Below are 25,079 nucleotides of genomic sequence, written 5' to 3' on the forward strand. Positions count from 1 at the left end.
CCGACAAGGTATTCACGCCCGTAACTTCCTCGGGAAGTGGAATGGATATTTGATGGTTGATGACTACGCCGGATACAACGCGTTGTTTGGACCCGCATTAACGGAATTGGGGTGTATGGCTCATGCACGGCGCAAATTCTTTGACTTGCATGCCGAACAGCCGCGCCCCGTGACGGAACAGGCTCTGACCTGGTTTGCAAAGTTGTATGAAGGGGAGCGGGAGTGGCAAGACCTGAGCGTGGAGGAACGAGCCCGGAAACGCCAGGAGTGGACGGTTCCTCTTCTGGAGAAATTCCACCACTGGTTGCTCCAGCAGCGCAAGACGGCAGCACCGGGTTCCGGATTATCCAAGGCATTGGACTATACGCTCAAGCGTTGGGAGGCATTGGCACGCTACGCCACTCAAGGGAATCTGCCCATGGATAACAACCGGATTGAAAATGCCATCCGCCCTATTGCAATCGGCAAGAAAAATTGGTTATTCGCCGGATCGGCTCTGGCCGGGGTTCGCGCAGCGTCCATCCAGACCTTGCTGGGAACGGCGCGGATGAATGGTCTGGAGCCCTATCAGTGGCTCAAGGAGACTTTGGAGAAATTACCGACTTGGCCAAACTCCAGATTGAATGAACTCCTGCCTCTGGTCAGGTCGGAAAAAGTAACCGTCACTCAGCCGCAAGCAGGGGTTATCTCACCCTGAGCAAGGGCTTGTCGTCCACCGGACGCTTACACTACAACGGCCAAGGTGTGCCCCAGGATTACGCTCAGGCTGTCCAGTGGTTCAGAAAAGCTGCTGACCAAGGGAATGCTGACGCACAGAACAATCTTGGTTTGTTGTACTACAAAGGCCAAGGCGTGCCCCAGGATTACGCCCAGGCTATCCAGTGGTACAGAAAAGCTGCTGGCCAAGGGAATGCTGCCGCACAGAACAATCTTGGCTCGTTGTACTACAACGGCCAAGGTGTGCCCCAGGATTACGCTCAGGCTGTCCAGTGGTTCAGAAAAGCTGCTCACCAGGGGTTTGCTGCCGCACAATACAATCTTGGCTTGTTGTACGACAACGGTCAAGGCGTGCCCCAGGATTACGTTCAGGCTGTCCAGTGGTACAGAAAAGCTGCTGACCAAGAGAATGGTGACGCACAGAACAATTTGGGTGTTATGTACGGAAAAGGGAAAGGCGTAGGAAAAAACAACATTATTGCCTACGCACTCTACAACCTATCCGCAAGCAAAGACCAATCTGGCAGTAATCATTCCCTTTCTAATAGAGATAACCTTGCATCGCTGATGCCAGAATCGGACATCGAGTCAGCTCAAACTTTAACGCAACAAATGATTACAAAAGGCGTAACTGCTGCAATAGACAATCACTTTATGTTGCGGCATCAAAATTGAATCGCAATTCATGTTATGAAGCCATACGTTTTATAGAAAATGCACATCGTGGTTCATCTATTCTGTGGGTACGCGCCGCCAATTATTACCGGGACCCGTAGAAAGCCCACCGCCGGGACCTGTGGAGAGTCCACCTCCTGGGCCTGTTGAAAGCCCACCGCCGGGACCTGTGGAGAGTCCGCCTCCTGGGCCTGTTGAAAGCCCACCGCCAGGCCCTGTAGAGAGTCCGCCTCCTGGGCTCGTGGAGCAAGGTCCACCGGGACCTGTGTAGCCTATGCAAGCAGCAAAGGCACCCAATGAAGAAAGTAGCATACTGGGAATCAGAATTATTTTGGCTCGTCGGTTCATGGGTATCTCCTTTCCCACAATTTGCGTGAGTTGGGTTAACTAGTTTGGTGGCAGATTTCTGCTTTATTAACTGCCGACCGAGATTTTCAGTCGTACCACATTCCCTCTGGAATGTCGGCTGTCAAACGAGGGCTAGAGACTTCCCATACGGCAATTTCTTTGCCTCGTTTTGATGGTTCATGGCACTTGTTCTGTCTCACAACCTAATGATTATCACAGTCAAGTTGTATTTGCGTCATGACAAGCGATTTTTTATTTCAGTCGCCTGCGCTTGACCAATTCACGATCATAACCGATGAGCCTGAAACCCGCATGAATCCTGAAGGTGACCTCTTGAACGCTCAAGAGGCAAACAGAGAACAGAGGGCAGAAAACGGGGAAAGTGGTACCTGGAACCGGGTCAGGGGCAGGGTGACGCTCAAGAGAAAAACTGCCGGAACCCCGCCAACAGTGGCGTTGCGGGCAAAAAAATCCCAACCGATACGGGTTGGGATTTAAGGTAATGGTGGTGCATTACGGAACCGAACCCGCGTCCGTTTTCCGAGCAAGATAGCAAAACTTGGCTGTAAAGGGCGCGAGTTCGAGTATCTGGCCATTTGCGTGTACCGATGACCTCCGGTGCTGGAGGAGGGTTGGGCATGGTAAAACTCCGATGGATGTTGCTGGACTTGTGGGGATGGACCAGGCTTTCGTGAGTCGGATGATCAATCTCAGTACTTGGTCTCAAGCATCGTGGCTGCCATTCTGGACGAGACATTACCGCCGGAGGTGACGCTGTTCGATCTGGCATCGGGTATGCCACTGTGGGAGAAGCGATGGACACCGCTGAGTGCCAGGGGCTGGTCACGCACCCCCAACGGGGAAACAGTCAAACCCAGACCTTGGGACACCACGACCACGCCGCCGCAACTGGCGTTGGTCCGAGGTTATCGCTGGCAGGCCATGCTCGAATCTGGAGAAGTAGAATCGCTCAAAGAGATCGCCGCCAGAGAAGGGATCGACAACAGTTATGTCAGCCGGATGGTCAACCTAACCACGCTGGCGCCTGACATCGTCGCAGCCATCCTGGACCAAACCACATCACGCTGTTCGATTTGGCGGTTGATCCGCCAGCGCTGTGGGAGCAGCAGCGGGCAAGGTTAACCGCCGGAGTAGGCGAGTAACTGGGTTCACCATGGGTTTGAAATTAGCGCTATTTTTGGACAATGTCGGTTAAAGCCAACATTGTTGTTGACTTTCGTCAGTTCTAGTCATAATATCTGCAACATCTCAATAGGTAATGGATCGGGCGAGGCAATCATGAGTGGATGCGGCGACTGGATGGACGATTACGGCTGGAAAATTCTTGGCTGCGCGGCGACGGGTGTCGTTGCCATGGTGGCTGCGCCGGTTTGGGCACCGGTTGGGGCGATTACAGCGGTAGGGGCCATGATCGGGGCGGGCGTCGGCGGGGTGGCTGGTGTCGCTTGGGGAGTAGTTTCTGACTCGGGTTCGGCGACGCGAGAGCAGGCGGCTGAACAGCGGGGGCATAATCAGGCGAAGGCGAAACACGAGCAGGAACTGCAGGAAATCAAGGCACGTTACGAGAAATATATCGCGCATCAACGCCAACAGGCATCGTACTGGGATTTGATACTGGCTTTGTATAGTGTGGGCTTTGCCACCTTACTGCATAGCAGGCGAACCGATCGCGAATCCCTTGCGGAACTCAAACAGTTCATCGGTGGCCTAGCGTCTGATGCCCTTCCGGAGGCTGTGTGTGTTGAGATGAGTGCGATTGAACAAGCAGAACCTGATCTCAAAACTGCTATGGTCAGAGCCCAAAAAGTGATGGCAGACCGTATGGAACTGTGTGACGAGGTGGTGGTCCTGCTGGGTGAGCAGGCAACCCGCGCTGACTGGCAGCAACTGCGATATGCTTGATGGGGGGAATATGACATCACGTACAGAGCAATTTCGCCGCCGCCAGCAAAAGCGGGCCGCGCAACGGCAGGCTACACCGCTAGTGCTGCTGCCAGATGCCGGGACTGCGGCAGCCTTGGCATCAGCCGAGGTCGACAATGCTTTCGTGGACCGCCCGGTTTTTCTGGATCGATTCGAGATACAGGCGGACATGAGTACGCAGGATCCGGCGTCGCTGCTGGCGGAACTAGCGGCGCACTACCAGAATGACAAGGTTGCCGATGCCATGCTCAGCACACGCACGCAAATCATGGATCAGATTGCTGGTGCTTTTGGCCTGGGCAAATTGGTAGGGCTGGTCGATCGCAAGGGAGGGTACGTCGATACGGTCCACAATGTGCGGCAAGGAGTCTATGCGACTGAACTTGAACGACATCGATACGAATTGCGGGGTGAGTATGATGCCGTTGGTGCCGCTTACCGTACTCATCCGAATTACATTGCAAAAGGTCGTGCGGCGAAGCAGAAATTTGAATTCGGCAAGTTGTTTGATGAGTATACCGGGGAGCGGTTTCGGCCGTCTGATGTACATCACAAGCAGCGACGGCCCACGATAGATCACATCAAATCCGTAAAGTCGACCCACAACGATGCAGGCCGGGTACTGGCTGAAGTGGATGGGGTCGAGTTGGCAAATCAGGATTCCAATCTCGCAATCACCAGTAAGACGGTCAACAGCGCAAAACGCAGTGATCAACCGGTTGAGTTCGGTAAGCGACTCGCAGAGGGTGCAAGCCCCCGTCGCGCGGACATTGAAAGGCTAGAAGCCTCGTCAACGACGCTATCAGAGCGTGAGCGAAAAAACTTGACGAAATTGAAGGTACTGGAAGCGGTTGACGTGGAAAGGCTAGAGCGGCAGGAACAAAGAGCAACTCAGGCCATGGATACGCAAATCAATGATGCCTACTACGGGAGCAATAAATTTGTGAAAGCGGCCGGCAGTGCGGCTGCCACCGAAGGCGCGAAGACCGGTTTGCGCGAACTCGTGGGTGAGGTATTGCTGGAATTTCTCTCAGCTTCTTACGATGAAATGATGGATGTTTGGAATAGCGGTAGGCAAGAAGCCAGTATTTGGAGGGAAATGACTGTCAGGCTGAAACGCATTGCATTGCGAACGGCATCTAAATGGGATCAATACATCGAGCGATTTATCGAGGGAGGCATCGCAGGGTTGCTGTCGAGCCTCGTGACCACACTCGTCAATGCATTCATTACCACTGTTCGTCGCGTGGCAAGAATGATTCGTGAAGGACTTGTATCTGTCGCCCGGGCGGTTAAGATTGTCCTGTTGCCGCCTGAGGATGCAGATAGGTCGACCGTGCTGCACGAGGCCACCAAGGTCATTGTAGGCGGTGCCATCATTATCGGAGGAGTTGCACTGGAAGAGCAGATAGACAAGATGTTGCGTTTTCTGCCCGGATTGAGTTTGATTGCGGACTCGGCAGCGCCCGCGATTGCCGGGGCCTTGACCGCCATGGTGACCGGCCTTGCAATCTATGGGCTTGATCGCCTGGATCTCTTTGGTGTTAATGAACTTGCACGGCAACGTTCGATCGGCGAAATGCTCGATCAGCGCGAGGAAGCGACCGTGGCGCAGATCGAACACATGCACAGTATGCTGATCGGAAAGGCAGGGGAGTAATGGAGAAAGAAGCCTTGGCCGCCGTCTTTCTTCAGAACAATGAGACGCTTCGCAATACCTTGGCACGCAACGTTGCCGCCGGTCGGAATGCGCTGAATCTTACGCAACAGCAACTGGCTGATCAGGCACAAGTATCTAGAACTACCATCATTCAGATTGAGGCTGCGGAGGGCGACCCTCGTCTTTCGACGCTAGTCAATATTGCCCTGGTATTTGGATTGCCGACGGCGTTCCTGCTATTTGGTAAGGACGAAATATTGGTCGTCGCGGAAGCACCCAGCAGTCAACATGCTCAACGGATTCGAGAAACATTGACCGATGAAGATATCGCAAAAATGCGGCGTCTGCTCGGATCCGGCATTAATAAGAGTCAGGCAAAGGCGGCGGCCATTGGGGCATCCGCTGCGGGACTTTCCGGTGTGTCTGCCGCTTCTCTGGCAGGGGCAGCTATTGGTAGCCGAATTATGCCCGGTCTAGGCACGGCAATTGGCGGTGCAATCGGAGCAATTATTGCGGTAAGCAAACAGTTAAAAGATGAATCTGGTTCCTGAGTGTGATCACCGGATTTGATGGCCTGATTTTCAGGTTGGATGATGGGTTGGTGGCTTGATCATGGCGAGCGACGACCAGATTCGAGCCCTGTTCCAACTTTCAACGAGTTGGATCGCGAATGGGGTTGGGATCGTCGGAATGAAAACGTGCCACCCTCGGTGTTGCGGCAGATGCCTGAAGTGCAGACCGACCCTGTCCGATGACGGGATTTTCGTTATCCGCTGATAGAGGTCATGGGTGGGTTACTGCGTAACAAGGTGTCCGGGTGCCAATGGCCAACAGTTTTGACCTGGTTTCTGGCCGCTCATTTTGCCCCAGATCAGAAGCGGCCTTGCGTGTATTTCTGAACGATCCGGAAGTACCCCCTGGATACCAATCATCTGGAACGTGCCCTGCGGGTGATTCCCATGGGAAAAAAGAATTGGAATTTCTGCTGGACCCCGACCTCAGATCCCCCGCCTCCGAGAATACTCTCGAATTCGCAGATAACGCGCATCTTGCGCAAACTGTGGCGCGGCTTGCGCGATCTCGTCCAAGCATTGGCCCAACTCCCGGGGTGCCCACTGCTGGTCAGCAATCACGGCATTCAGCAGCAGTAATGCCTCGGCAGGGAACCGTCTGCACAAACCCGATTCGTGCAGCAGGTGTACGACGTAGTCCGGGTGTTCAATCGGTAGCAGCCAGTCCTGCACCGCAGACAAGGCCGCCGGGAATTCGCCTCGGGCGGCAATCACCAGACGAGTTAGGGACTCGGCTATTCGCGGTGTAGCCAAATAGCGGGACTTTGGCCAGATCTGTCGCCAGAACGGCTGGGCACGGTTTTTCCAGAAGTCCTCACGCTGATCGGCAGCGCCTTCAAGGGCCTGGGGGAGCGCCTGCGCGGACTCCTCCAGGCCTTCTTGTGGAAGCGCACCAATCGCCGATCGGAACTCATCTTCGGTGTATCCCTCGGTCGGACCCAATGCTGCGTAGGTCAGGAAGGCCGCGAACTGCTGGCGGTGCTTGCCAAGATCGGCATAGTGGTTTGCACTATCCAGGAACTGCGACTTGAAGGCTGACAACAACGGCTGGTACAAACGCGGCGACCAGAGGAAGCCTTCCCACACGGCTTTTGCTTCGGCGGGATTACTCCAGTTGAACAACGGCAAAAGGTGCTGTTCGGTCCAAGGGCGATCCACACGGAAAAATGCGATCAGCCGCGAACCCAGCAATACCCGACCGTGGCGGAATCGGTCCACCTGCACGTCGCATAGTGTGGTGAACATGGGCTTGATGTCAGTTGGAAGCAGATCGTTGTCGTTCGGGTTCTGTTTGAACCACAGATTGATCAGTGCCTGCGTGACATGCGCGACGGGGTGGTTAATCGCAGATCCGACGGGGTCATAGGTTTCGACGCCATTACGGATGATGCGGAAAACCGGGCCAGTTTTAAGCGGTAGTGCCAGCACTCGGCGGCACAACTCCATCAGGATGCCCTCGTGGCGGTTGATGGACTTGGATGCAGCTTCCATCCACCACGTAACACCGTGGGCAATCTCCTGAAGTACAGTATCGGGCATGGCCCGCACCAGCGGTGCTGCGTATCGCCAGGAGCGCAACACTGTGCCTTCTTCGGCCCAGGCCTGTAGAGCCCCGCGCCATCGGTCAGCGGGCCACACGCCATCCTGTGCCAAATCACATAACGCGAACAGACTGTGAAAGAAGCGCGTGCGGCAAACGTCACGCCACGTATCTTCGTAGAAAGGTCGCCGTTCGGGCGTCGGCTTTGTGAGCCATTTCACCAACTCCTGTCGCTTGCGGGGGGCAATGTCGACGTCTCGGCTATCCTCGTAATCCGGATCGCCAGTGCCACTCATCCAGTGCGAGAACTCGTCACGCTCGTTGGTCGCCAACTGCCATTGCGGGTGGGCAGTGGAAATTTCCGCCAAGCGCGCTGCCGCGGGCGCCTCCAGCGCGCAGCCCGAAGTGTTCAGCTTGGCCAGATGCAGCCAGACGGAACGAGCCACCAAGTCTTGCCACCGATCTGCTTCCAGGTCGTTCCGATACATCTCGCGCGGGGGGCCAGCTAAGATGGCTGCCTCTAGGCGTTCTTGTGTGGCTCCTGCCAAATGTCGCCCCTGCAGAACGAGTAGCCTGAACACTTCCCGCCCCATATCTGTTGACCACAGCCACCAAGCGCCATCGGCCAACAGCCAACCCACCCACTGCTCGGGCGTGATGCAACCATCCTGACTGGCGGCAAACAGGGCCAGGCGTTTGAAGGTGGGGTACGGCAATTCGAACCAGCTCTGCGCGATTCGTGTCGCGCGCGCACTGTCGTTCGTGCGAACCGCCAACCACGCATCGCGCAGCAATTCGATCAGGCTCACCCAGTCACGGAACCACCGGTTCTGCCAATGTGGCGTAATGGACGGAAGATCCCAGTGTGAGCGGTCGCTGTGGACATCGGCCTCGCCCAACTCGCGTAACATGTCTAGTGCATCACGCAATAGTTGCTGAAAATCCTCCAGCAGGACCGGCAGGGCCGATGTCCAGTGCTCATCAGCCAAGTCGCGCAGAGCGGAATGCACCTGATCAGCGGTCAGCACGAGTTCCCAGTCCACCAATTGTTCGATTCGCGTGGGCTCGTCAGTGCTGTTCGAGTCGTCGCCGCTCCAGCGAAACGGCTTTTTCAAGACTACCTTGGGTTCGAGTAACTCGCGCAACTCCAGACGTAGCGTGGTGGTCAGGCCTTCCCGCATAAGATGGTCTTTCCAGCGATACAAATCGGGGGCGTGCCTTGGGGACTTCACCCGGCCACTAAGCAGTAGGCGCCACAAGGTGCGCATCAGGGGGCCAGGAATGGCCTTGGGTGCGTGCAAGCGGATTTCATTCAGCTCGGAGGTCTTGCCACCACGTTCCAGTGAAGCAAAGCGATCCAACTCGTGCTCAATCAGCCACTGCCAACGGTCGTACAACTGTCCACCACGTTCCGCAATCCAGATGACGAGTCTCGGGTCATCCAGGTGGCGCACCAGCCAACGGGCCAGATGGAACATTACGTCATCCCATTGGCTGCCGGTGGTGCCACCGGAGGCAAGCAGCATCGGCGGTGCATGGTCATAGGGCGCAGGCCGCCGAATCAGGCTAAAGCGTAGATTGGTGTCCACTTTGTCTTGGGGCGGCACGCCAAAGCGGGTCAGATCGCCGTGCCCGAAGCGCTCGTGCGCGAAGGGCTCCAGCAGCCAGTCCAGTGAAGGGGCGGGATTGAAGTCGGAGAAGCGCTTCGCCGGTAAACCAGATTTGTCCGACAAGGCCCATAGCATTCGCCCGACGAAATCCTCCTGCCGCGTGCTATCCTGCGGGCGCGCCAGGGCGTGTTTTACGACGATGGCTTCTTTTCCCTGCACGCCGTCACGGTAGGTTTCTGCCCATGCGTGCAGGGTCTGGTGCAGCGAAGAATGGTCGTAGTTGCCTGCGGGTACGTCGTAGAGAATAGGCGTGACGCCCTTGGCCTCCCATTCGATGGTCTTCCGGTGCTCTTGCCCCGGTTCGCAATCACCCAGTGCCCAAGCCTGCGGTGTGACTTCGCCCAGCATCCGGTCGGCCGCCAGCGCATCCATCATGTAGCGCAGCACTGGGTCGTTGATGCTGTAACCCACAAAGCAGACCACGTAATTGCGGAACAGTTCGCTCACAAAGCGTGCCGCCCACCGCTCTGTGAGGTAGGCCAAGCCGAAATCTCCACTGGTGACCACCAGACGGTTCAGGGCTGTGTCGTCCACCGTTTCGGTCAGCAGGCCGTGCAGGTAGACCAGCCCGTCCCAGCGGCTGTTCTTTGGAATAGGCAGCATCGGGGCTGCGTAGGCTTGGAACGCCTGGCCAGTGCGTTTGGCAGCCACGTGAAAGATGCGATCGAAGTTGGTGGTGACCAACCGCAGCGCACCTTCGCGGCTGCGCGCCAGACGTAGCAGCGCCGCCTGCGTATCGGTGGCACCCTTGCGACGGAGTTTCGGTTTCAGCGCCTGCGCCAGCTTGCTTCGGACAGCCAGTCGTTGACCCGGAAGGCGGCGCTCCAGCAAATCAAGTGTGGCATCGAACTGTCCGCGCTCGAAGGCGTCTCGCTCAATGTCGGAGAGTGTTGTGCCATTCAGCAGGTAGATCTGTTCCACCAGCCCCTTGAAGCCAGGCAGGCCTGCGGGGTAAGAGATGCCCGCACCACAGAAAAACACCACGCGGCCTTCCTCGTGCGCCTGCAAGAGCGCATCCGGGATGTCGGGGCCGTTGCTCACGAACTGCACAGTTAGGGTGCCTTCGGAGAGATACGCAAGGCTAGGAGATAGACAGTACTCATCGGATTACACATCGTCATCACCTTGCTTCTCGCCAGACTCAATCTGTTTCAGAATTCGGTCAAAATCGCTCTCGAACAAGCGGTCCTGCACGATGCGGTATTTCTCGAATTCGCTTTCGGCGTGAGCCTTGGCGATTTCTGCAGACACTTTGCCTACATCCTGCAGAATTTTCCGATCCCACAGTTTCAGGAAGCCGCGCAAGCGCTCTTCCCAATCCTGCATGGTCATGGGGATGCGGCGCATCGCCTGGAGTTCAGCCATGTCCAGATAGGCCGACACGATCCGCTGCATCTGCGCCATCTCGAACTCTGAGAGGTAGTTCTTGGCGATAGAAACATCGTATTTGTGGATTTTGCCGTGGGGTGCGCCTTCCCAGTGGGTCAGACCCATGCTGTCCTTCTGGTGATCAGCACGCTCTACGATTACTTCCGCTGCCGTCTGCCCGTGAATGGCGTAATGCAGTTTGTTCTGAACCGCCGCAAAAAAGCGTTTCGTCGCCGTGGCCGAAGGGTCGTAATCCAGCGCGGTGGCGTAGATGTCGGTGATCTTCTGGTAGAACTTGCGTTCGGAGAGCCGGATTTCCCGAATCTTCTCCAACTGCCGCTCGAAGAAATCTTCCGTCAGCACGCTGCCGCCGCTCTTCAAACGATCCATATCCATGACCCAGCCCTGAATCGTGTAGTCCTTGACGATCTGGTTGGCCCATTTTCGAAACTGCACCGCGCGCTCGTTTTCGATCTTGAAACCTACAGCAATGATGGCCTGCAGGCTGTAGTGATCGACCTTGCGCTGAACCTCCCGGTCGCCTTCGGTTTGAACCATTAAGTACTGCTTAACAGTTGCCACGCGCTCCAGTTCGTTGTCGGCATAGATGCGCTTCAAATGCTGGCTGATGGCCGGTACTGACACATCGTAGAGGGTGGCCATCATCTTTTGCGTGAGCCAGAGGTTTTCATCCGCATAGCGCATTTCCATGCTGGCGCTGCCGTTGCCGGTGGCCGCTACAAACGTCAAGTATTCGGCGGCCGAGGAGCGGATGAGGGAGACCTCGGTTTTCTTGGAGTGCTTCAGGTTTGTCATGTCAGGGCAATCTCCTCGAATTCGGCAAGTGGATTGTTTCCAGCCAGCGTTGCCCGAGGGCAGTTAGTCGGTAACGCTGACTGCGGCTATTCGGCTTGTCAGGCAGGGTCATTTCGATGACGCCCTGATCCAGTGCTGGTACCAAATAGGTCTTGCGGAAGTGCTCCCGATCAGCAAGCCCCAGAGCATCCTGAATGGCCTGTCGGGTCATTTCCCCCATTATCCTGGACAGTAGCATTCCCACTTGCGGGGTGACTTGCGGGGTGACTTGCGGGGAGTCTGCTGGCGGGACAATCGCCAGCGGATGTCGCGGCAAACGGATCACGAACGAGAGGCGGTCGTCGTCCGTCTCGAACAGCGGCGCAGGCGAGCCGTTAGCCGCCATTTCTTTCAGAATTTTCGGGACGCCGGTGGAGCGCCCTTCGGTCATCTCCAGTTCCTTGAGGAACTCCCCAATCCGCCGGTTGCGGTAGCGGCGGCTGACAATACGCCCCGCCTGAAAGTCCTCCAGCCGGATCGACCGATCCGGGCCGGGGAAACTCAAGATGACCAGTTCTTCGTTGCTGATGCGCACCTCAATGGGCTCGCGTTCTTCGTAGGACCGGTGGTAGACCGCGTTGACCAAGGCTTCCTCGATGGCGGCGTAGGGGAAGTTCCAGACCCGCGTAGCCTCGGCGCGGTCAGGATGCTTGATAACCGTCTGGCGCAGGTAGTTGCGCTGGATGTAGTTCAGGGCCTCACGCGTCATCCGCGCCAGCGGCCCCTTGAAAATCTTTTCCTCGAAGCGATCACCGCCTGCGCCTTCGGGGAACCAGACCACATCGATCTGCACGCCAGGGAAAAATCGCTCCGGCGTCTCATTGAAAAACAGCAAACCCACGTTTTTGGGCCACGGCGACTCAGTGGGCCCGCCCGCCACGTTCATCTGCCGAGCCAATGCCTCGATCGATAATCCGGGCGCGTCCGCCGCCAATGCGCTATCCACCTCCTGTAAAAATACCTGCATCAGGGGTTTGGACAAATCGTCGATCCGTGCCAACTGGTTGTAGCGGTCGTCGAATGGCACCTTGGCCGCTAGGCTCAGCAGTTCCTGCTCGGTCTCGCCCTTGGCCTCGACCGTGCTGCTATAACGTCGGATGTAGTAGCGCCACGTCTTTTTGTTTGCGGTAGCAACTTCCGGCGCCTTGTAGGGCCGGGTCTGGCCGCCCGGCGCCCACAGCACGATCAGTTTGCGCCCCTCAACTTCCTCAATGCTCAATATCGGAAAATATGGCGGCTCGATCAACTGGCAGTGGGCCAGCAATTCCCGCTGGATTTTGTCCATCTGGTTGTCTGGCAAACCCACCGGCGGAAATACCGGCTGGCCATTGGCATCGCAATCCTGCCCGATCACCACATAGCCGCCGCCGAGGTTCTCGAAGTCATTGGCAAAGGCGCATACGGTGCGAATGATCGGGTCTGGGTTCCATCCGGTTTTGTACTCGATGCGCTCGCCCTCGACCGTGCGCTGGCGCAGCAGGTCGGTAAGGTTGATGGGGAGTTTGGTCATATCAGCGCCACCTTATTCCTGACCCGCCAAACCGGCCTCCGACCAGAACGCTGTCGGTACTGTTGGTGCGACGATTGGGAATGAACATGGCATCCATCCCTCAGACCTGCCCACCCACACCCTTGAACTTCTCAACGAAAGCAGCGAGTTTCTGGAACACGCTTTGTTTTTTGGTCAGGTATTGCGGATTAAGTGGGCTCATCTTGGGCAGAACGGCATTGAGCTCAGTTCCATTGTCACTGGCAAATTCCCGTTTTAGTGAGGTAGCGATATAGCGTCTGGCTGCATCCGCATTCAGGTTCTCGGCACTGATCAGTTCTTGCGCCTCACGCTGCTGTTCCGCTTGGGCAAAGGTGAAGAAGGCGTCTATCACACTGGCCTTGTCGCCAATCTGATCCAGGTCGGTCTGGTTAATAAAGTCAACCAGCAAACTCTCCTTGGCGCGGTTGCCTAGGCTGGCACGAATCACCCGGCGTACATCCTCGACCAGTGAGGCTTTGTCCTTGACCTTCTTATTGTTCTCAAAAATCAATTCCAGAATATAGTCCAGGTTGATTTCTTGTGACTTCAGCAGATCCACCTCAAAGACCACGTCGTCCCAGTCGATGGTGGATTTGTCTTTCTCGGCGGAAGTTTTTTCCTGACGCAGCCAATCGCGAACGTCGTTATAGGTCGAGCGGTAGTCCTGGATTTTTCGTTCGGCGGGTATCTTTATCGCTTGCAGTGCTGCCAGATCATCATCGCTCAAATAATGCTTGGCTTTGAACTCCGCAACTGCAGTCGGGTCGTTCATGTCGATGCCTAGCAAGGCCTTGAGGCAGGCGAACTCATCATAGTTCTGCAGCACGTTCTCAACGCGCAAATACTCACCAAACAGCTTCGCAAAGGCCTTTTTGTCGGACTCTTTTTCAATGGCAGAGGGATCGGGAAAGCGCTGCTCCAATTCCTTCACTACTTCCACAAATCCACGACGCGCCTCACCGGTCACTACATCGGTAAAGCCGTCCATGTATTCCTTGTAACTCTTCTCCAGGACCACGTTCTTGGTGTTTTTATCACCGAACAAGGTGATGGCGTCAATGGTTGCCTGCTCCAGATCGCGGAAGGTGACGATATTGCCGAAGGTTTTGGTAGCGTCAAAAATGCGGTTGGTCCGCGAATAAGCCTGCATCAAGCCGTGGTAGCGCAGGTTCTTGTCCACGAACAAGGTGTTCAGCGTGGGAGCATCAAAGCCGGTCAGGAACATGCCCACCACAATCAACAGGTCGATTTCCTTGGCTTTGACCTGTTTGGCCAGGTCGCGGTAATAGTTCTGAAAGCCATTGCTATCCACGCTGAAGTTGGTTTTGAACAGCGCGTTGTAGTCAGCGATGGCTGCGCTCAGGAACTCCTTGGCGCTGCTATTCATGGCTGAAACATCAAAACTTTCATCCTGAATGTCGCCCACGGCATCCTGTTCTTCGTTCGCGGCAAACGAGAAGATGGTGGCTACTTTCAGGGGCTTGTCGCTGTTCTTCTGCAGCTCCCTGAAAGATTCGTAATACAGTTTCGCGGCATCCACGCTGCTCACGGCAAACATGGCATTGAAGCCTTTCGCCCCAATTTGCAGGCGGTGGGTTTTTTGCCGGAAATTGTTCAGGATGTACTGGGTAATCTCGCGGATGCGGTCGGGGTGCAACAAGGCCTGCTTGTTTTCCGCTGCGCTGAGATTTTTCTCGTCCTGCTCGGTTTCAATGGCTTTGAACTGTGGGCGCACGTCGTTGTAGTCTACCTTGAACTTCAGCACTTTTTCATCACGAATGGCATCGGTGATGACATAAGAGTGCAACTCACGACCAAACACGCTGGCGGTGGTTTCTGCGCCCAGGGCATTTTGCGGGAAGATCGGCGTGCCGGTAAAGCCAAACTGATAGAACTTCTTGAACTTTTTCTTCAGGTTTTTCTGTGCTTCACCGAACTGGCTGCGGTGGCATTCATCAAAAATGAAGACCACCTGCTTGCCATAGATAGGCAGGTCACCTTCGCTCTTCATCAGGTTATTGAGCTTCTGGATGGTGGTGACGATGATCTTGTTGTCGTCCTTATCCAGGTTGCGCTTGAGGCCCGCGGTGCTGTCAGAGCCGTTCACGCTATCCGGTGAAAAGCGTTGGTATTCCTTCATGGTCTGATAGTCCAGATCCTTACGGTCCACCACGAAGAACACCTTGTCGATAAATTCCAGCTCGGTGGCCAAACGCGCCGCCTTGAAACTGGTCAGGGTCTTGCCAGAGCCAGTAGTGTGCCAAATGAAGCCGCCGCTTTCCGTATTGCTCCAGTTCTTGGCCTGCCAAGCGCTCTTGATCTTCCACAGAATGCGCTCGGTGGCGGCAATCTGATAAGGGCGCATCACCAGCAGCGTGTTGCTGACATCAAACACCGAGTAATGCAGCAGCACATTAAGCAGGGTGTGCTTCTGGAAGAAGGTGGCGGTAAAGTCTTTCAGGTCCTTGATCAGGCTGTTATCCGCCTTCGCCCAGTTCATGGTGAAGTCGAAGCTGCTCTTGTTGCGCTGGGCAGTGTTGGCGAAATAACGGCTGTCGGTGCCGTTGGAGACCACAAACAGCTGCAAATACTTGAACAAGGAGTGTTCACTATTGAAACTCTCCTTGCTGTAGCGATGTACCTGGTTAAAGGCTTCACGAATCGCCACGCCGCGCTTCTTTAATTCCACCTGAACCAGTGGCAGACCATTGACCAGAATCGTCACGTCATAGCGATTAGCGTGGCTACCGGTCTGCTCGAACTGCTTGATCACCTGCACTTTGTTGTGGGCAATGTTTTCCTTGTCCAGTAGGTAGATGTTCTGGATATGCCCGTCGTCGAAGACAAAATCGTGAATGTAATCGTCGTGAATCTTGCGGGTTTTCTCGACGATGCCATCGCTGGGCTTGTCCAGCCAGGTCTCCGCAAAGCGCAGCCACTCACCGTCTGAAAACTGCACGCTGTTGAGCGCCTGTAGCTGCACACGCACATTGGCCAGCAAGGCTTCAGGGGTATTCAGCGTAGGCAGGAACTCATAGCCCTGATTGACCAAATCCTGAATAAACTCGCGCTCCAGATCGCCTTCGCTCTGGTAGCTTTCTGCGACCTTCCATTCCTGAATGTACTTATCCAGAACGATGAAGTTGTTGGATTCAGCAATTGGCTTGGCGTAATCAACCATTTTGTTGTTCCTGCTGCCAGTAGCCATAGGTATTCAGATTCCTAAGCAGGAGACCAACCATCTCTCTCTCGGGCGGTGTCGGTTCTGCGATCTCTTCGTTGGACAAGGTGTTGTGAGGATAAAAATTCATAATCCTACTGGCGTATGCTTTTTGTTGATCGCTCGGCAACAGGTCGGACCAACTCCGATACCCAAGAAAATTGGCGGTTTTTTCATACAGATTGCGCAACAGTGCAAAATGGTAGCGCTGCACGTTATTTGCATCTACGGCCTGCTGGATAAGATTTTTGATGTGCAGATGGTATGAAAAGCTTTTGTTTGAATCGCCTTTTTTCTCTTCAAGAGAAAATGTGCCATCATCCAAGCGACTCAGAATATGACCGCCTTTAGCGTCGACCTCGTTATAAAGCACGTTGTAAAACAATGGGCTATGGGTCGATACGATGAACTTGACATCTGATGCACTCGATTTGATCAGTTGCCCCAGGTTTACGGCCAACTGAATCAGATGATTCTCATCCAGTGAACTTACCGGGTCATCAATAAATACATACTCAAGCTCATTGAAGTGGGCTGTTTCGCGATCAGCCGGCTCGGCAACATTGAGCACACCAATCACCTGCTCAAGCAGCGTGTAGAAAATGCTCCAGATAAAGTTGCTTTCCTCGCCTTTGGAGATTTTCAGGTTTCCAGAATGCGTGGCATCACCGCGTTCCATCGAAAACGTGACCTCCGAGAAGGCTTTGATGGCGATGTCTTTGCCGTCTTTATCTTTTTCTTTTCGTTCGGCATTAAAACGTGGCGTGAGCTTGTCGTTGGCGTAACGCTGAAAAGTGGAGATGATGTTCTGGTCTTGCCCTTGATCCTTCAGAACCCAGTCCGTAAAGGTGTTGGGTTGAATCTTCAGCCTGGGCTCTGCGTCTCCCGCCAAGTCGTTATCCCAATAGAACAAGTCTTCGGTGAAGGCGTTGTAATACAGTATCTTGTTACGCGACAACCCAGGTTGGTCCGCATCATCTTCTCCGGCAATCCCATCAGTTTTGGGTGCGATGAGCTGCTTGAACTCCCGCGACAGGCGCGTCTTTCCCGTGCCGTTGAAGGCATAGATCAGTTGCACCTTCTTCTTGGTGTCTTTCAGTTCCTGGGCGATTTCCGTTAGCGTCTTGCCCATGTTAGGCGTCTACCTCTTCCAGCTTGGGGAAGCTCAACAGCAGATCGCGGTAATACTCGTATTGCTTCTGGCGCAGCTCGATTTCGCGCGGCAAGCCTTCGCTGATGGAGTTGGTGAGGGCGTCGAATTTATCCAGGATGGCGACGATGCGAGCTTGTTCTGCAAGTGATTTTTCAGGGTCGCTTGGGCATGGCAGGGGTATTTTTATATCCTTAATCATCGGCTTGGTAAGCTGAGGTATGCCAGCCTCTGAAACTTTGTAATTATTCTCAATGGTTTTCATGAAGTAGTAGGCATACTTCAGATTCAATCTAATTTTCGGCGTCAAAACCAGCAGCCGCACTATCGGGAAAAATGGTCTGTCTCTGAAGCTGGTCCAGCCGATCGTGCCTCTCGCAGATATGGTTAGGCTCGGTTTTTCAATCTTGGCTTTATCCGTCCATCCATATAAGGATTTATCTCCTATCCCATTGGACAGAATTGGGATATTAAATTCTTCTGTCTCAGATTCTGATAGTGCATCTTTTGGGACGTCGCCGCCTGCAAAGATATCAAACACTTCTTCCAAAAACTTCCACTCCACTGCACCTTCTTCAAAACTCAACAATTGATCGCGATAGTAGTTGTATTGTTTTTTACGAGCGGTCAGCTCGGCGGTCAGCTCGGCGGTCAGCTCGGTGAAGGCGTCCAGAATGCGAACGATTTTGGCTTGGATTTCAAGCGATTTTTTGGGGTTTTCTGGGCAGGGAATCGGTAGGGGGATTTTTAACATCTCCCCTTTTGTTAGCTTTGACCTGTCTTTGTTGGGCAAATACGGAATGAAATCAACAATACGCAAATAATGGTACAGAAACCTGGTGTTCAGCCCTCGCTTACCACGCGCGACATGCACATGATTATTTGCCCAGAATTTTCCAGTCGCATATTGAATAGAGTAACTTTCCAGGCTTGCCGAACCATCCTCCGCGATTAGGACGTATTCGCCATCGTGGGTGTAACCATCCACATAATCCTGGATATTGTTCGCACCGTAATACGGCGTGTCACCGGTCACGCGTAGCGAAGCCTTTACTGGTCGCCTGGCAGCGTTCGCTACTTCAACAAAGCGCTCATCGCCTAATACCGTCCATTCCACCTCAACGCCATCAAGCCGCTTTCCCAAGAAATTCTCGCTGCTCATCCCTCCAGCTCCTCGCCTTCAATTTTCATGACGATGGCATCAATATCTTTGCGCAGCTGGTCGATCTTGGCGACGGTGGTTTTCAGCTCAGCATTGAGTTGGGCAATGTCCACCGTCTCGCGGTTATCCTTGGCTTCGACGTAGTTGCTGACGGACAGGTTGTAGTCGTTAGCAGCCACCTTCTCAAAAGGTACGGATTGGGCAAAGTGCTCCACGTTCGCCTTGCTGTCGAACACCTGCATGATCTGCTCGATGTGCGTGTCCAGCAGCACGTTGTTATTGGTTTCTTTTTTGAACAGCCCGCTGGCGTCGATGAACTGGGTGGTGGTGTCGGTTTTGTGTTTGGACAGCACCAGAATATTCACGGCGATGGTGGTACCAAAAAACAGGTTGGGCGCGAGCGAAATCACGGTTTCGACGTAATTGTTGTCCACCAGATACTGGCGGATTTTTTGCTCGGCACCGGCCCGGTAGAAGATGCCTGGGAAGCAGACGATGGCGGCGCGGCCTTTGCTGGAAAGATAACTGAGCGCGTGCAGCACAAAGGCAAAGTCGGCTTTAGACTTGGGCGCAAGCACGCCAGCCGGTGCAAAGCGTTCGTCGTTGATCAGCGTGGGGTCGTCTGAGCCTATCCACTTTACCGAATAGGGCGGGTTCGAGACGATGGCATCAAAGGGTTTGTCGTCGCCAAAGTGCGGTTCGATCAGGGTGTTGCCGAGCTGGACGTTGAACTTGTCGTAGTTGATGTTGTGCAAGAACATGTTCATCCGCGCCAGGTTGTAGGTGGTGTGGTTGATCTCTTGCCCGAAAAAACCTTCTTCAATGATGTGCGCATCGAAGTGCTTCTTGGCTTGCAGCAGCAGCGAGCCGGAGCCACAGGCCGGGTCGTAAATCTTATTGACGCTGCTTTGCTTGTGCATGGCCAGCTGGGCAATCAACTTGGACACATGCTGCGGAGTGAAGAACTCGCCACCGGATTTGCCGGCATTGGCGGCGTAGTTGGAGATGAGGAATTCATAGGCATCGCCAAACAGGTCGATGTGGCTGGCGTCAAAGTCGCCAAATTCCAGCTCGGCCACGCCTTTGAGCACCGAAGCCAGACGTGCGTTTTTGTCTCTGACGGTATTGCCAAGGCGATTGCTGGTGGTGTCGAAGTCGGCAAACAGGCCTTTGATATCACGCTCGGAGGGGTAGCCGTTGGCGGATGCTTCAATGGCGGCAAAGATGGCGGCCAAGTCGGTATTCAGGCTTTCGTTGGTGTTGGCGCTGGCGGCCACCTTGGCAAACAACTGGCTGGGGTAGATGAAATAACCCTTGGTCTTGACGGCGTCGTCTTTGATGTCCGGCGTGATGACACTATCGGGCAGTTCGGCATAATTGATGCTGTCATCACCGCCTTCGATGTATGCCGCAAAGTTTTCGCTGATGAATCGATAGAACAGGGTGCCGAGCACGTATTGCTTGAAATCCCAGCCGTCGACGGCGCCACGGACATCGTTGGCGATTTGCCAGATTTGGCGTTGTAGGGCGGCACGTTGTTGGATGCTTGTCATCGTAAAAGTCCAGTTTCAATTCGTTGAGTTTGCCTCACGCATCGGGCGTGAGGCAAAGGAAATGGGGTGGTGCGACCAGGTGCCGCGTTCTATCTCCCGGCCTTTATTGCCTGTGGTCGATAGAACCCTTTGATTCATTGGACCGGTACCATTTATCGCCCAACTTCTATCGCCCAGCTATCGCCGATATGGCGCAGATTGTCCGATAGCCTGGTCATGCCACCGCCCAGTACCGCCGCCAGCGGTTGTTGCCTTCAAAGCGCACGGCGCCGCGTTCGATCAACTCTTCCAGCGCTCTCTTGACTTGCTTCGGGTGAATTTCTCCGCCAACGCGCTTGTGGATATCGCCGATCGCGGATTTTGGATAGCGCTGCAGGTCTTCAAGTACCAGTGCTGCCAAGCGGTGCGGCTCAATACGCTTGAGAGTGGTTTCACCCGTGAAGTTGAGATTGCGCAGCAGGCCGGGGGCAACAAAGTAGCGTGTGGCCTGGGTGCGCCCGGCACTCTGCACCAGATCCCAGTCCAGCAAACGTTTGAGCCAAGGCCGTAGTGCTTCGACTGATGACAGTTCAAGGGTGATTGCCAGCTCGCGAGCAGTCAGCGCATCGTGCTGCGCCAATAGGCCCAGGGCAATCCGCTCGCGCTGGGTGAGTTGATAGGTTTGATCGGCCTTGGCGATGAAGTCGATGACCTCTGGCTTGAGGATGCGACGGCGCACCGTCACCTGCACGCGGTCGTGGGTTTCAATCAACTCCGGTGCCGGACGGCCTTGAGACAGCAGCACCTCGAAAATCTTGTCGAAGCCGCTGCCTTCGCGCTCCATCAATTTGAGGTCGTGAAAAAGGCGGGCGAGATGCTCATTGCGCCGTACCGTTGTATGCAAGACGTTTTGCGGTGTGACACCCAGCGGCAGCGGACCGGGGTTGACCACCTCCAGTCGGTCCGGGTGCAGGTTCAAAAAGATATCGCCGCGCTGGGTGTAGGGGCGATGCACCAGCGCGTTGACCAAGAGCTCGCGTACCACGATCTCGTCGAAGGCGGGCACATTCTGGCGGTACAGCCCATCGGGTAATTCATAGTGCTCGCGGAAGTCAGGTACTTCCAGCCAGACCGCCTCGATCAACTCCATCGGGCTCTGCGTGTGATCGTCCCACACCAACTTGTTGACCTTCTGGCCGTGCTCGTCATACTTGATGAACTGGATCACCGGTGCCGTGGTCAGTTGGGCGCGGTGATGCTGGCGGCCCAGGCAGAGCGCGCCCAGGTTGGTGAGGGACTGCCCCTGCGCGAGTTGATAGTGGTCGAGTAGCTCCTCGTCAGTTTTTTCTTTGACCGATGCCTTGACGCGGTCGGATGCGCGCAAAGCCTGCAGCAGCCTGTCACGCTTGGTGGCATCCACCTCGCTGCGCGGAATATGTAAAGTAGTCTGCGTTTCCCACGGCAGCGCGGAACGCTCGCTGGCCAGTCGCATCACGTCATCGCCCGTGACGGGCTTGCTTTGGTCGGCCACGCGCAGAAAGTAACGGCCGTCGGTGGTGGATGCCACCGCCAGGGCGCGAGGAATGCGCAACTCGATGTACTGACCGCCGCTAGGGGCGGTGACAACATCAGGCAACACGCTGACATTGACGGTGCGTTCGGCAATCTTGCGCCGGATGGTATCAGGCAAATCGGCAGGGATTAACTGGCCTGCGGGTGGTTGGTCCTGCTCATCTTCGATGCCGAGTAGCAGGCGGCCGCCCGTCGCGTTGGCGAAGGCAATGCAGTCCTTGGCCAACTCGCTCCAGTCAGCACTTTTGCCTGTCACAGATTGCAATGACTTCTGGTCGAGGAGTTGCCCTTCCTGACTCAAGCAACGTCCTCCCATGTATTGTTCATAGTCTGCCGCTCCCTGTCTGACCTTTTCTTTCGTCGGCACCAGCAGCACGCACCCAATTATCCACCTCGGAAATCTTGAACTTTCACAGCCGCCCAATCCTGTGCGCTGGTAGGCCTTTACTGTTGATCCACCGATAAATCGAGTCCCGCGTCACCCCGAGATGCTCGGCGATCTGCTCGACCGAACTCCATGGCTCACTCATGGCGAAACTCTGGCAGTAGCGGTTGATTTGGTTGCATAAAGTCTTAACCAGTAGCAAAGGCTGTAATTTATCATGTCTGGCATGCGCGGACTATCTTTTGATGCGGAATGAATCGCTGATTAACTTGGCTCTTACCTGTAGTTCAGCGCGTGAATGGTGGAGTATCAATCACATCACGGAGCCCACGATGAATACCAAGCAGACTGCCATCGACGCCCACCTCGCACATGTCGCCGCCATCCACGCCAAACTGGAATGTCTGCAGCAACTTGCCGGCGACCCTTTCGGTCACGACTCTGATGCCGTCCATTGGGGTCATGTCGGTGATCTCGGTCGGGCTGAGACCGGGCTGGACGAATTTCTGGAGATCTTCGTGTGAAGTAAGCCGCTATGAACCTGACTTTTCCACCGGTGGCTGATGCGAATGATCTTGAAGTATGCCTGCGGCTGTCAGCGTCACGGATCCGTTGGGCGCAATGGCAATGGTCCCGAAGGCCGTGCCGTTTTTTGCCAGAGTGAATGTGGCGCTGGATGTGGTCTGGGTGCCTTCCGATGCCGTGGTGCCGGGGAGCCAACCGGGAATGAAGAAACTGCCGCTGGCGATATACCGGAGCACCGACTGGCTGGCGGACAGGGTTCCTGATGCAGAGGCCTGGATGGTGAACGGGATCTGGCTCCCCAGGCCGGTCACGGTGTGGGGGTGGTACGCCACGCAGGTGGAAATATCCTGAGTGGCTGAGCCATCCAGGTTGAAACTCTGGAATTTTCAGATAAATCGTCTGCCCAATGAGGTTGGTGCTGGTGGGGAGCGTGAATTTGAAGGTCGTGGTGCTGGGCAGGAATGCAAATTGCGCTCCTGCTGCATGGGAAGAAGCGACGGTGCCGTACATCCCCCGGACCAGGGTGGTGAGGTTGTAGTGATTGGCGGTGGTCAGCGATTCAGTCTGATAGGCCAGCAGTTCCCCGTCCACGAAGCACAGCGACAGGCCCTGGGCCGCGGCCGCCAATGCCTGGAAAGATAAAATCAGTAGGCTTTATTGAAAGACGGTTTTTTTGAATGAGCCTGAAGGATTACTGTATGGTCCATACCTTCATCATCTGTGCCAGATACTGTTTTCACAGCCCATAAAACTGGACTTTCCCATGAATCCGCCAAGTCCCGAAGCAGGCAGTTATGCTGCCCGTACATCACCAAATAGTTGCCCTAAGTTACAATCAGCCAAGGCGCATTTTCTTCTCTATTTATTAGCCGAGACAATAGGAACTTTGATGGACACACTCACAATTGCATCCGGGATTGCATCTCTTCTCAGTTTACTTATCCAAATTGTGGATCTGTTTCCAAGGTTTGCGCGTTTTCGTTTGGCCGTCTTCATATTTTTTACTGGAATTTTTCTTGGGAGTTTTCTCCGAGCCTTCGATTCATCCAGTGTAAAACTAAGTATTCAAATCACTGGAATGGGAATTATTATCACTACCATAGGCACTATTGTCGTTGGGTTTTTAGTGGCTGCAGCTTTTTCAGATAAAAATGACAAGAGGTCCGAATTTTATGTTGTCGCCGCTATTGCAGCCGTTGTATTTCTACTTTCTGTATTTTTTAGTTCGGATAATTTCAAGCCGGTCAAGCCACCTGAAGATGGAATAGGGTTGTCTGTGACCGAACTAAATCTACTTTCTGACCACGCGCTACAGAATAAAGATTTTGAGAGGGCGATCATGTATCTTCAAACCATTAAAAACAGGCTACAAAATAATGATGCATTGCCATTTGGTCAATTGCCAGGTTCAGAACCAAGTGGAGACAATGGAGACAAAGAGCAGTTGGAAGTCATAAAGGAAAAGATTAATAAAATCAAGTCTCAAGAATTCAAATAATTTTATGCTGTTGGAGCCTTCATGGAGCGATACAGGAGTTTTAGTTGGTCGCCTCGGGACAGCACAACCCATTCCAAACTCACATCGTGCAACCCCCGACCAGTAAGCCCGCAACGCATTTCTTCACTACTAGGCCCAGCGCCATTTTGTTTATAGCGCGGTGAGATGAACTAATGCTGCCCGTTTCCCATTCGACGACTACAAGTCCTTGTGGAAACTGCTTCGCAGCGTCAATATTGCTGGGCTTCGTGCTTTTGCTCCTCTGGCTGGCTGTGATGGCCTTCGTGGCTATATCACCAAGGGTATTCAAGCGTCCAGCCTGCGGCTTTGAAGTACCTGCATAGGCTTAGTCTTGATGGGAACGACCCCGCGTTACCTTTGCCCGATTTTTTGCCGCTCTCCAGACAGATGGTGAACGATCCAGAACCTATCGGCCATTCTGCTTGCGCAAAGGCATGGATGCTGTCGCGGATTGCCCGCCACTCGGCTGACTCGGAAAATTTTCCACGTTGCAACAGTACGACTGTCTCTACGATCTTCATGACCAGTCCAAAAGTCTCATTGATACTTATTCGGCATATAAAGCGATATAGGGCTGCGTAAGCCGACCAGAATAACATCCTCGGTCAGTTTTTCGCAGGAGACAGATTGCGCAAAATAACGGGAACAGAATGAAATATTCAAACCGCTGTCTTGACCACATAGATGTTGAACGCCACATTCGCCAGCGTCGCATCTGGCGTTGAGGGTGCGGTGAGGGTCAGCACATCGCTCGTCGTGAAGTTGGTTTGATTCGCGGCTGTCAGGGTGATGCTACCGTTGGGCGCAATGGCAATGGTCCCGAAGGCCGCGCCGTTTTTTGCCAGAGTGAATGTGGCGCTGGATGTGGCCGGGGCGCCTTCCGATGCCGTGGTGCCGGGGAGCCCGGCGGGAATGAAGAAACTGCTGCTGGCGATATACCGGAGCACCGACTGGCTGGCGGACAGGGTTCCTGAGACGGAGGCCTGGATGGTGAACGGGATCTGGCTCCCCAGGCCGGTCACGGTGTAGGGGTACGCCACGCAGGTGGAAATATCCTGGGTGGCCGAGCCATACAGGTTGAAACTCTGGAATTTCAGATAAATCGTCTGCCCAACAAGGCTGGTGTTGGTGGGG

18 protein-coding genes and 5 pseudogenes are annotated in these 25,079 nt (G+C 54.6%); 10 read left to right on the forward strand and 13 right to left on the reverse strand.

What is annotated here, in order from left to right; translation table 11 throughout:
• The 7 genes and pseudogenes from tnpC to M6F29_RS07635 form a co-directional block, all read left to right on the forward strand.
• A partial coding sequence (gene tnpC, locus M6F29_RS07605) for an IS66 family transposase (RefSeq protein WP_524537717.1) occupies nt 1-697 on the forward strand: 697 nt, incomplete at its 5' end.
• Between the two features lie 8 nt (nt 698-705).
• Nucleotides 706-1,392, forward strand: a complete 687-nt coding sequence (locus M6F29_RS07610) for a tetratricopeptide repeat protein (protein WP_298158354.1) — start codon at nt 706-708, stop codon at nt 1,390-1,392.
• A gap of 1,077 nt (nt 1,393-2,469) precedes the next feature.
• Nucleotides 2,470-2,903, forward strand: a pseudogene (locus M6F29_RS07615) (LacI family transcriptional regulator).
• Nucleotides 2,904-3,060: 157 nt separating this feature from the next.
• Nucleotides 3,061-3,663, forward strand: a complete 603-nt coding sequence (locus tag M6F29_RS07620; protein ID WP_298158358.1) for a hypothetical protein — start codon at nt 3,061-3,063, stop codon at nt 3,661-3,663.
• A gap of 10 nt (nt 3,664-3,673) precedes the next feature.
• The gene (locus tag M6F29_RS07625) at nt 3,674-5,344 is read left to right on the forward strand and encodes a hypothetical protein (RefSeq protein WP_298158360.1); all 1,671 of its coding nucleotides are present in this window, start codon (nt 3,674-3,676) and stop codon (nt 5,342-5,344) included.
• Nucleotides 5,344-5,895, forward strand: coding sequence for a type II toxin-antitoxin system RelB family anti-toxin (gene relB, locus M6F29_RS07630; protein WP_298158362.1), 552 nt, complete (start codon nt 5,344-5,346; stop codon nt 5,893-5,895). The genes M6F29_RS07625 and relB overlap by 1 nt, the downstream gene beginning before the upstream one ends.
• A 323-nt stretch (nt 5,896-6,218) precedes the next feature.
• A pseudogene (locus M6F29_RS07635) lies at nt 6,219-6,336 on the forward strand (IS66 family transposase); the annotation flags it as partial.
• Between the two features lie 6 nt (nt 6,337-6,342).
• Here M6F29_RS07635 and dsr1 read toward each other — a convergent pair.
• The 9 genes and pseudogenes from dsr1 to M6F29_RS12555 form a co-directional block, all read right to left on the reverse strand.
• Nucleotides 6,343-10,176 (reverse strand): anti-phage defense-associated sirtuin Dsr1, encoded by a 3,834-nt coding sequence (gene dsr1 / locus M6F29_RS07640; RefSeq protein WP_366525965.1) that lies wholly within the window; start codon nt 10,174-10,176, stop codon nt 6,343-6,345.
• A 57-nt stretch (nt 10,177-10,233) separates the two neighbouring features.
• Complete coding sequence (locus tag M6F29_RS07645) at nt 10,234-11,310, reverse strand: virulence RhuM family protein (RefSeq protein WP_298158366.1); 1,077 nt, start codon at nt 11,308-11,310, stop codon at nt 10,234-10,236.
• A gap of 1 nt (nt 11,311) precedes the next feature.
• Nucleotides 11,312-12,859 (reverse strand): RNA/DNA-binding domain-containing protein, encoded by a 1,548-nt coding sequence (locus M6F29_RS07650; RefSeq protein ID WP_298158368.1) that lies wholly within the window; start codon nt 12,857-12,859, stop codon nt 11,312-11,314.
• Between the two features lie 100 nt (nt 12,860-12,959).
• Nucleotides 12,960-16,061, reverse strand: a complete 3,102-nt coding sequence (locus tag M6F29_RS07655) for an HsdR family type I site-specific deoxyribonuclease (protein WP_298158370.1) — start codon at nt 16,059-16,061, stop codon at nt 12,960-12,962.
• Entirely contained in the window at nt 16,054-17,232 is a 1,179-nt protein-coding gene (locus M6F29_RS07660) for an AAA family ATPase (protein ID WP_298158372.1), read from the reverse strand. Before M6F29_RS07660 ends, M6F29_RS07655 begins: the two co-directional genes overlap by 8 nt.
• A 1-nt stretch (nt 17,233) precedes the next feature.
• Nucleotides 17,234-18,412, reverse strand: coding sequence for a restriction endonuclease subunit S (locus M6F29_RS07665; protein ID WP_298158374.1), 1,179 nt, complete (start codon nt 18,410-18,412; stop codon nt 17,234-17,236).
• Nucleotides 18,409-19,965: a type I restriction-modification system subunit M gene (locus M6F29_RS07670; protein WP_298158376.1), complete on the reverse strand. Its 1,557-nt coding sequence runs from the start codon at nt 19,963-19,965 to the stop codon at nt 18,409-18,411. Before M6F29_RS07670 ends, M6F29_RS07665 begins: the two co-directional genes overlap by 4 nt.
• A gap of 214 nt (nt 19,966-20,179) precedes the next feature.
• Complete coding sequence (locus M6F29_RS07675; protein ID WP_366525967.1) at nt 20,180-21,817, reverse strand: ATP-binding protein; 1,638 nt, start codon at nt 21,815-21,817, stop codon at nt 20,180-20,182.
• A gap of 22 nt (nt 21,818-21,839) precedes the next feature.
• Nucleotides 21,840-22,046, reverse strand: a pseudogene (locus M6F29_RS12555) (helix-turn-helix domain-containing protein).
• A 187-nt stretch (nt 22,047-22,233) separates the two neighbouring features.
• Here M6F29_RS12555 and M6F29_RS07685 point away from each other — a divergent pair.
• Nucleotides 22,234-22,425 carry a hypothetical protein gene (locus tag M6F29_RS07685; RefSeq protein ID WP_298158382.1) on the forward strand — a complete coding sequence of 64 codons (192 nt, stop codon included), beginning with the start codon at nt 22,234-22,236 and terminating at the stop codon, nt 22,423-22,425.
• A gap of 58 nt (nt 22,426-22,483) precedes the next feature.
• Nucleotides 22,484-22,777: a hypothetical protein gene (locus M6F29_RS07690; RefSeq protein ID WP_298158384.1), complete on the forward strand. Its 294-nt coding sequence runs from the start codon at nt 22,484-22,486 to the stop codon at nt 22,775-22,777.
• Between the two features lie 126 nt (nt 22,778-22,903).
• Here M6F29_RS07690 and M6F29_RS12560 read toward each other — a convergent pair.
• Nucleotides 22,904-23,053 (reverse strand): annotated as a pseudogene (locus M6F29_RS12560) (GTA baseplate fiber-binding domain-containing protein); the annotation flags it as partial.
• A 136-nt stretch (nt 23,054-23,189) separates the two neighbouring features.
• On the opposite strand from M6F29_RS12560, the gene M6F29_RS07695 reads away from it, so the two are divergent.
• A complete protein-coding gene (locus M6F29_RS07695; RefSeq protein ID WP_298158386.1) occupies nt 23,190-23,924 on the forward strand; it encodes a hypothetical protein in 735 nt (244 codons plus the stop codon).
• Between the two features lie 79 nt (nt 23,925-24,003).
• Here the strand turns inward: M6F29_RS07695 and M6F29_RS12320 are convergent, their stop codons facing one another.
• The 3 genes and pseudogenes from M6F29_RS12320 to M6F29_RS07705 form a co-directional block, all read right to left on the reverse strand.
• Nucleotides 24,004-24,234 (reverse strand): PDDEXK family nuclease, encoded by a 231-nt coding sequence (locus M6F29_RS12320; RefSeq protein WP_366525966.1) that lies wholly within the window; start codon nt 24,232-24,234, stop codon nt 24,004-24,006.
• Entirely contained in the window at nt 24,218-24,466 is a 249-nt protein-coding gene (locus tag M6F29_RS07700; RefSeq protein ID WP_298158388.1) for a PDDEXK family nuclease, read from the reverse strand. The genes M6F29_RS12320 and M6F29_RS07700 overlap by 17 nt, the downstream gene beginning before the upstream one ends.
• A gap of 138 nt (nt 24,467-24,604) precedes the next feature.
• Nucleotides 24,605-25,079, reverse strand: a pseudogene (locus M6F29_RS07705) (hypothetical protein); the annotation flags it as partial.

This window comes from Ferrovum sp., from assembly GCF_027317285.1.
GTDB lineage: Bacteria > Pseudomonadota > Gammaproteobacteria > Burkholderiales > Ferrovaceae > Ferrovum.

What these genes read in the sequence shown, in the direction of transcription:
- M6F29_RS07620 (WP_298158358.1), top strand. Translation starts at nt 3,061, where the DNA reads ATGGACGATTACGGCTGGAAAATTCTTGGCTGCGCGGCGACGGGTGTC.
- M6F29_RS07625 (WP_298158360.1), top strand. Translation starts at nt 3,674, where the DNA reads ATGACATCACGTACAGAGCAATTTCGCCGCCGCCAGCAAAAGCGGGCC.
- relB (WP_298158362.1), top strand. Translation starts at nt 5,344, where the DNA reads ATGGAGAAAGAAGCCTTGGCCGCCGTCTTTCTTCAGAACAATGAGACG.
- M6F29_RS07645 (WP_298158366.1), bottom strand. Translation starts at nt 11,310, where the DNA reads ATGACAAACCTGAAGCACTCCAAGAAAACCGAGGTCTCCCTCATCCGC.
- M6F29_RS07650 (WP_298158368.1), bottom strand. Translation starts at nt 12,859, where the DNA reads ATGACCAAACTCCCCATCAACCTTACCGACCTGCTGCGCCAGCGCACG.
- M6F29_RS07655 (WP_298158370.1), bottom strand. Translation starts at nt 16,061, where the DNA reads ATGGTTGATTACGCCAAGCCAATTGCTGAATCCAACAACTTCATCGTT.
- M6F29_RS07660 (WP_298158372.1), bottom strand. Translation starts at nt 17,232, where the DNA reads ATGGGCAAGACGCTAACGGAAATCGCCCAGGAACTGAAAGACACCAAG.
- M6F29_RS07665 (WP_298158374.1), bottom strand. Translation starts at nt 18,412, where the DNA reads ATGAGCAGCGAGAATTTCTTGGGAAAGCGGCTTGATGGCGTTGAGGTG.
- M6F29_RS07670 (WP_298158376.1), bottom strand. Translation starts at nt 19,965, where the DNA reads ATGACAAGCATCCAACAACGTGCCGCCCTACAACGCCAAATCTGGCAA.
- M6F29_RS07685 (WP_298158382.1), top strand. Translation starts at nt 22,234, where the DNA reads ATGAATACCAAGCAGACTGCCATCGACGCCCACCTCGCACATGTCGCC.
- M6F29_RS07690 (WP_298158384.1), top strand. Translation starts at nt 22,484, where the DNA reads ATGCCTGCGGCTGTCAGCGTCACGGATCCGTTGGGCGCAATGGCAATG.
- M6F29_RS07695 (WP_298158386.1), top strand. Translation starts at nt 23,190, where the DNA reads ATGAATCCGCCAAGTCCCGAAGCAGGCAGTTATGCTGCCCGTACATCA.
- M6F29_RS07700 (WP_298158388.1), bottom strand. Translation starts at nt 24,466, where the DNA reads ATGAAGATCGTAGAGACAGTCGTACTGTTGCAACGTGGAAAATTTTCC.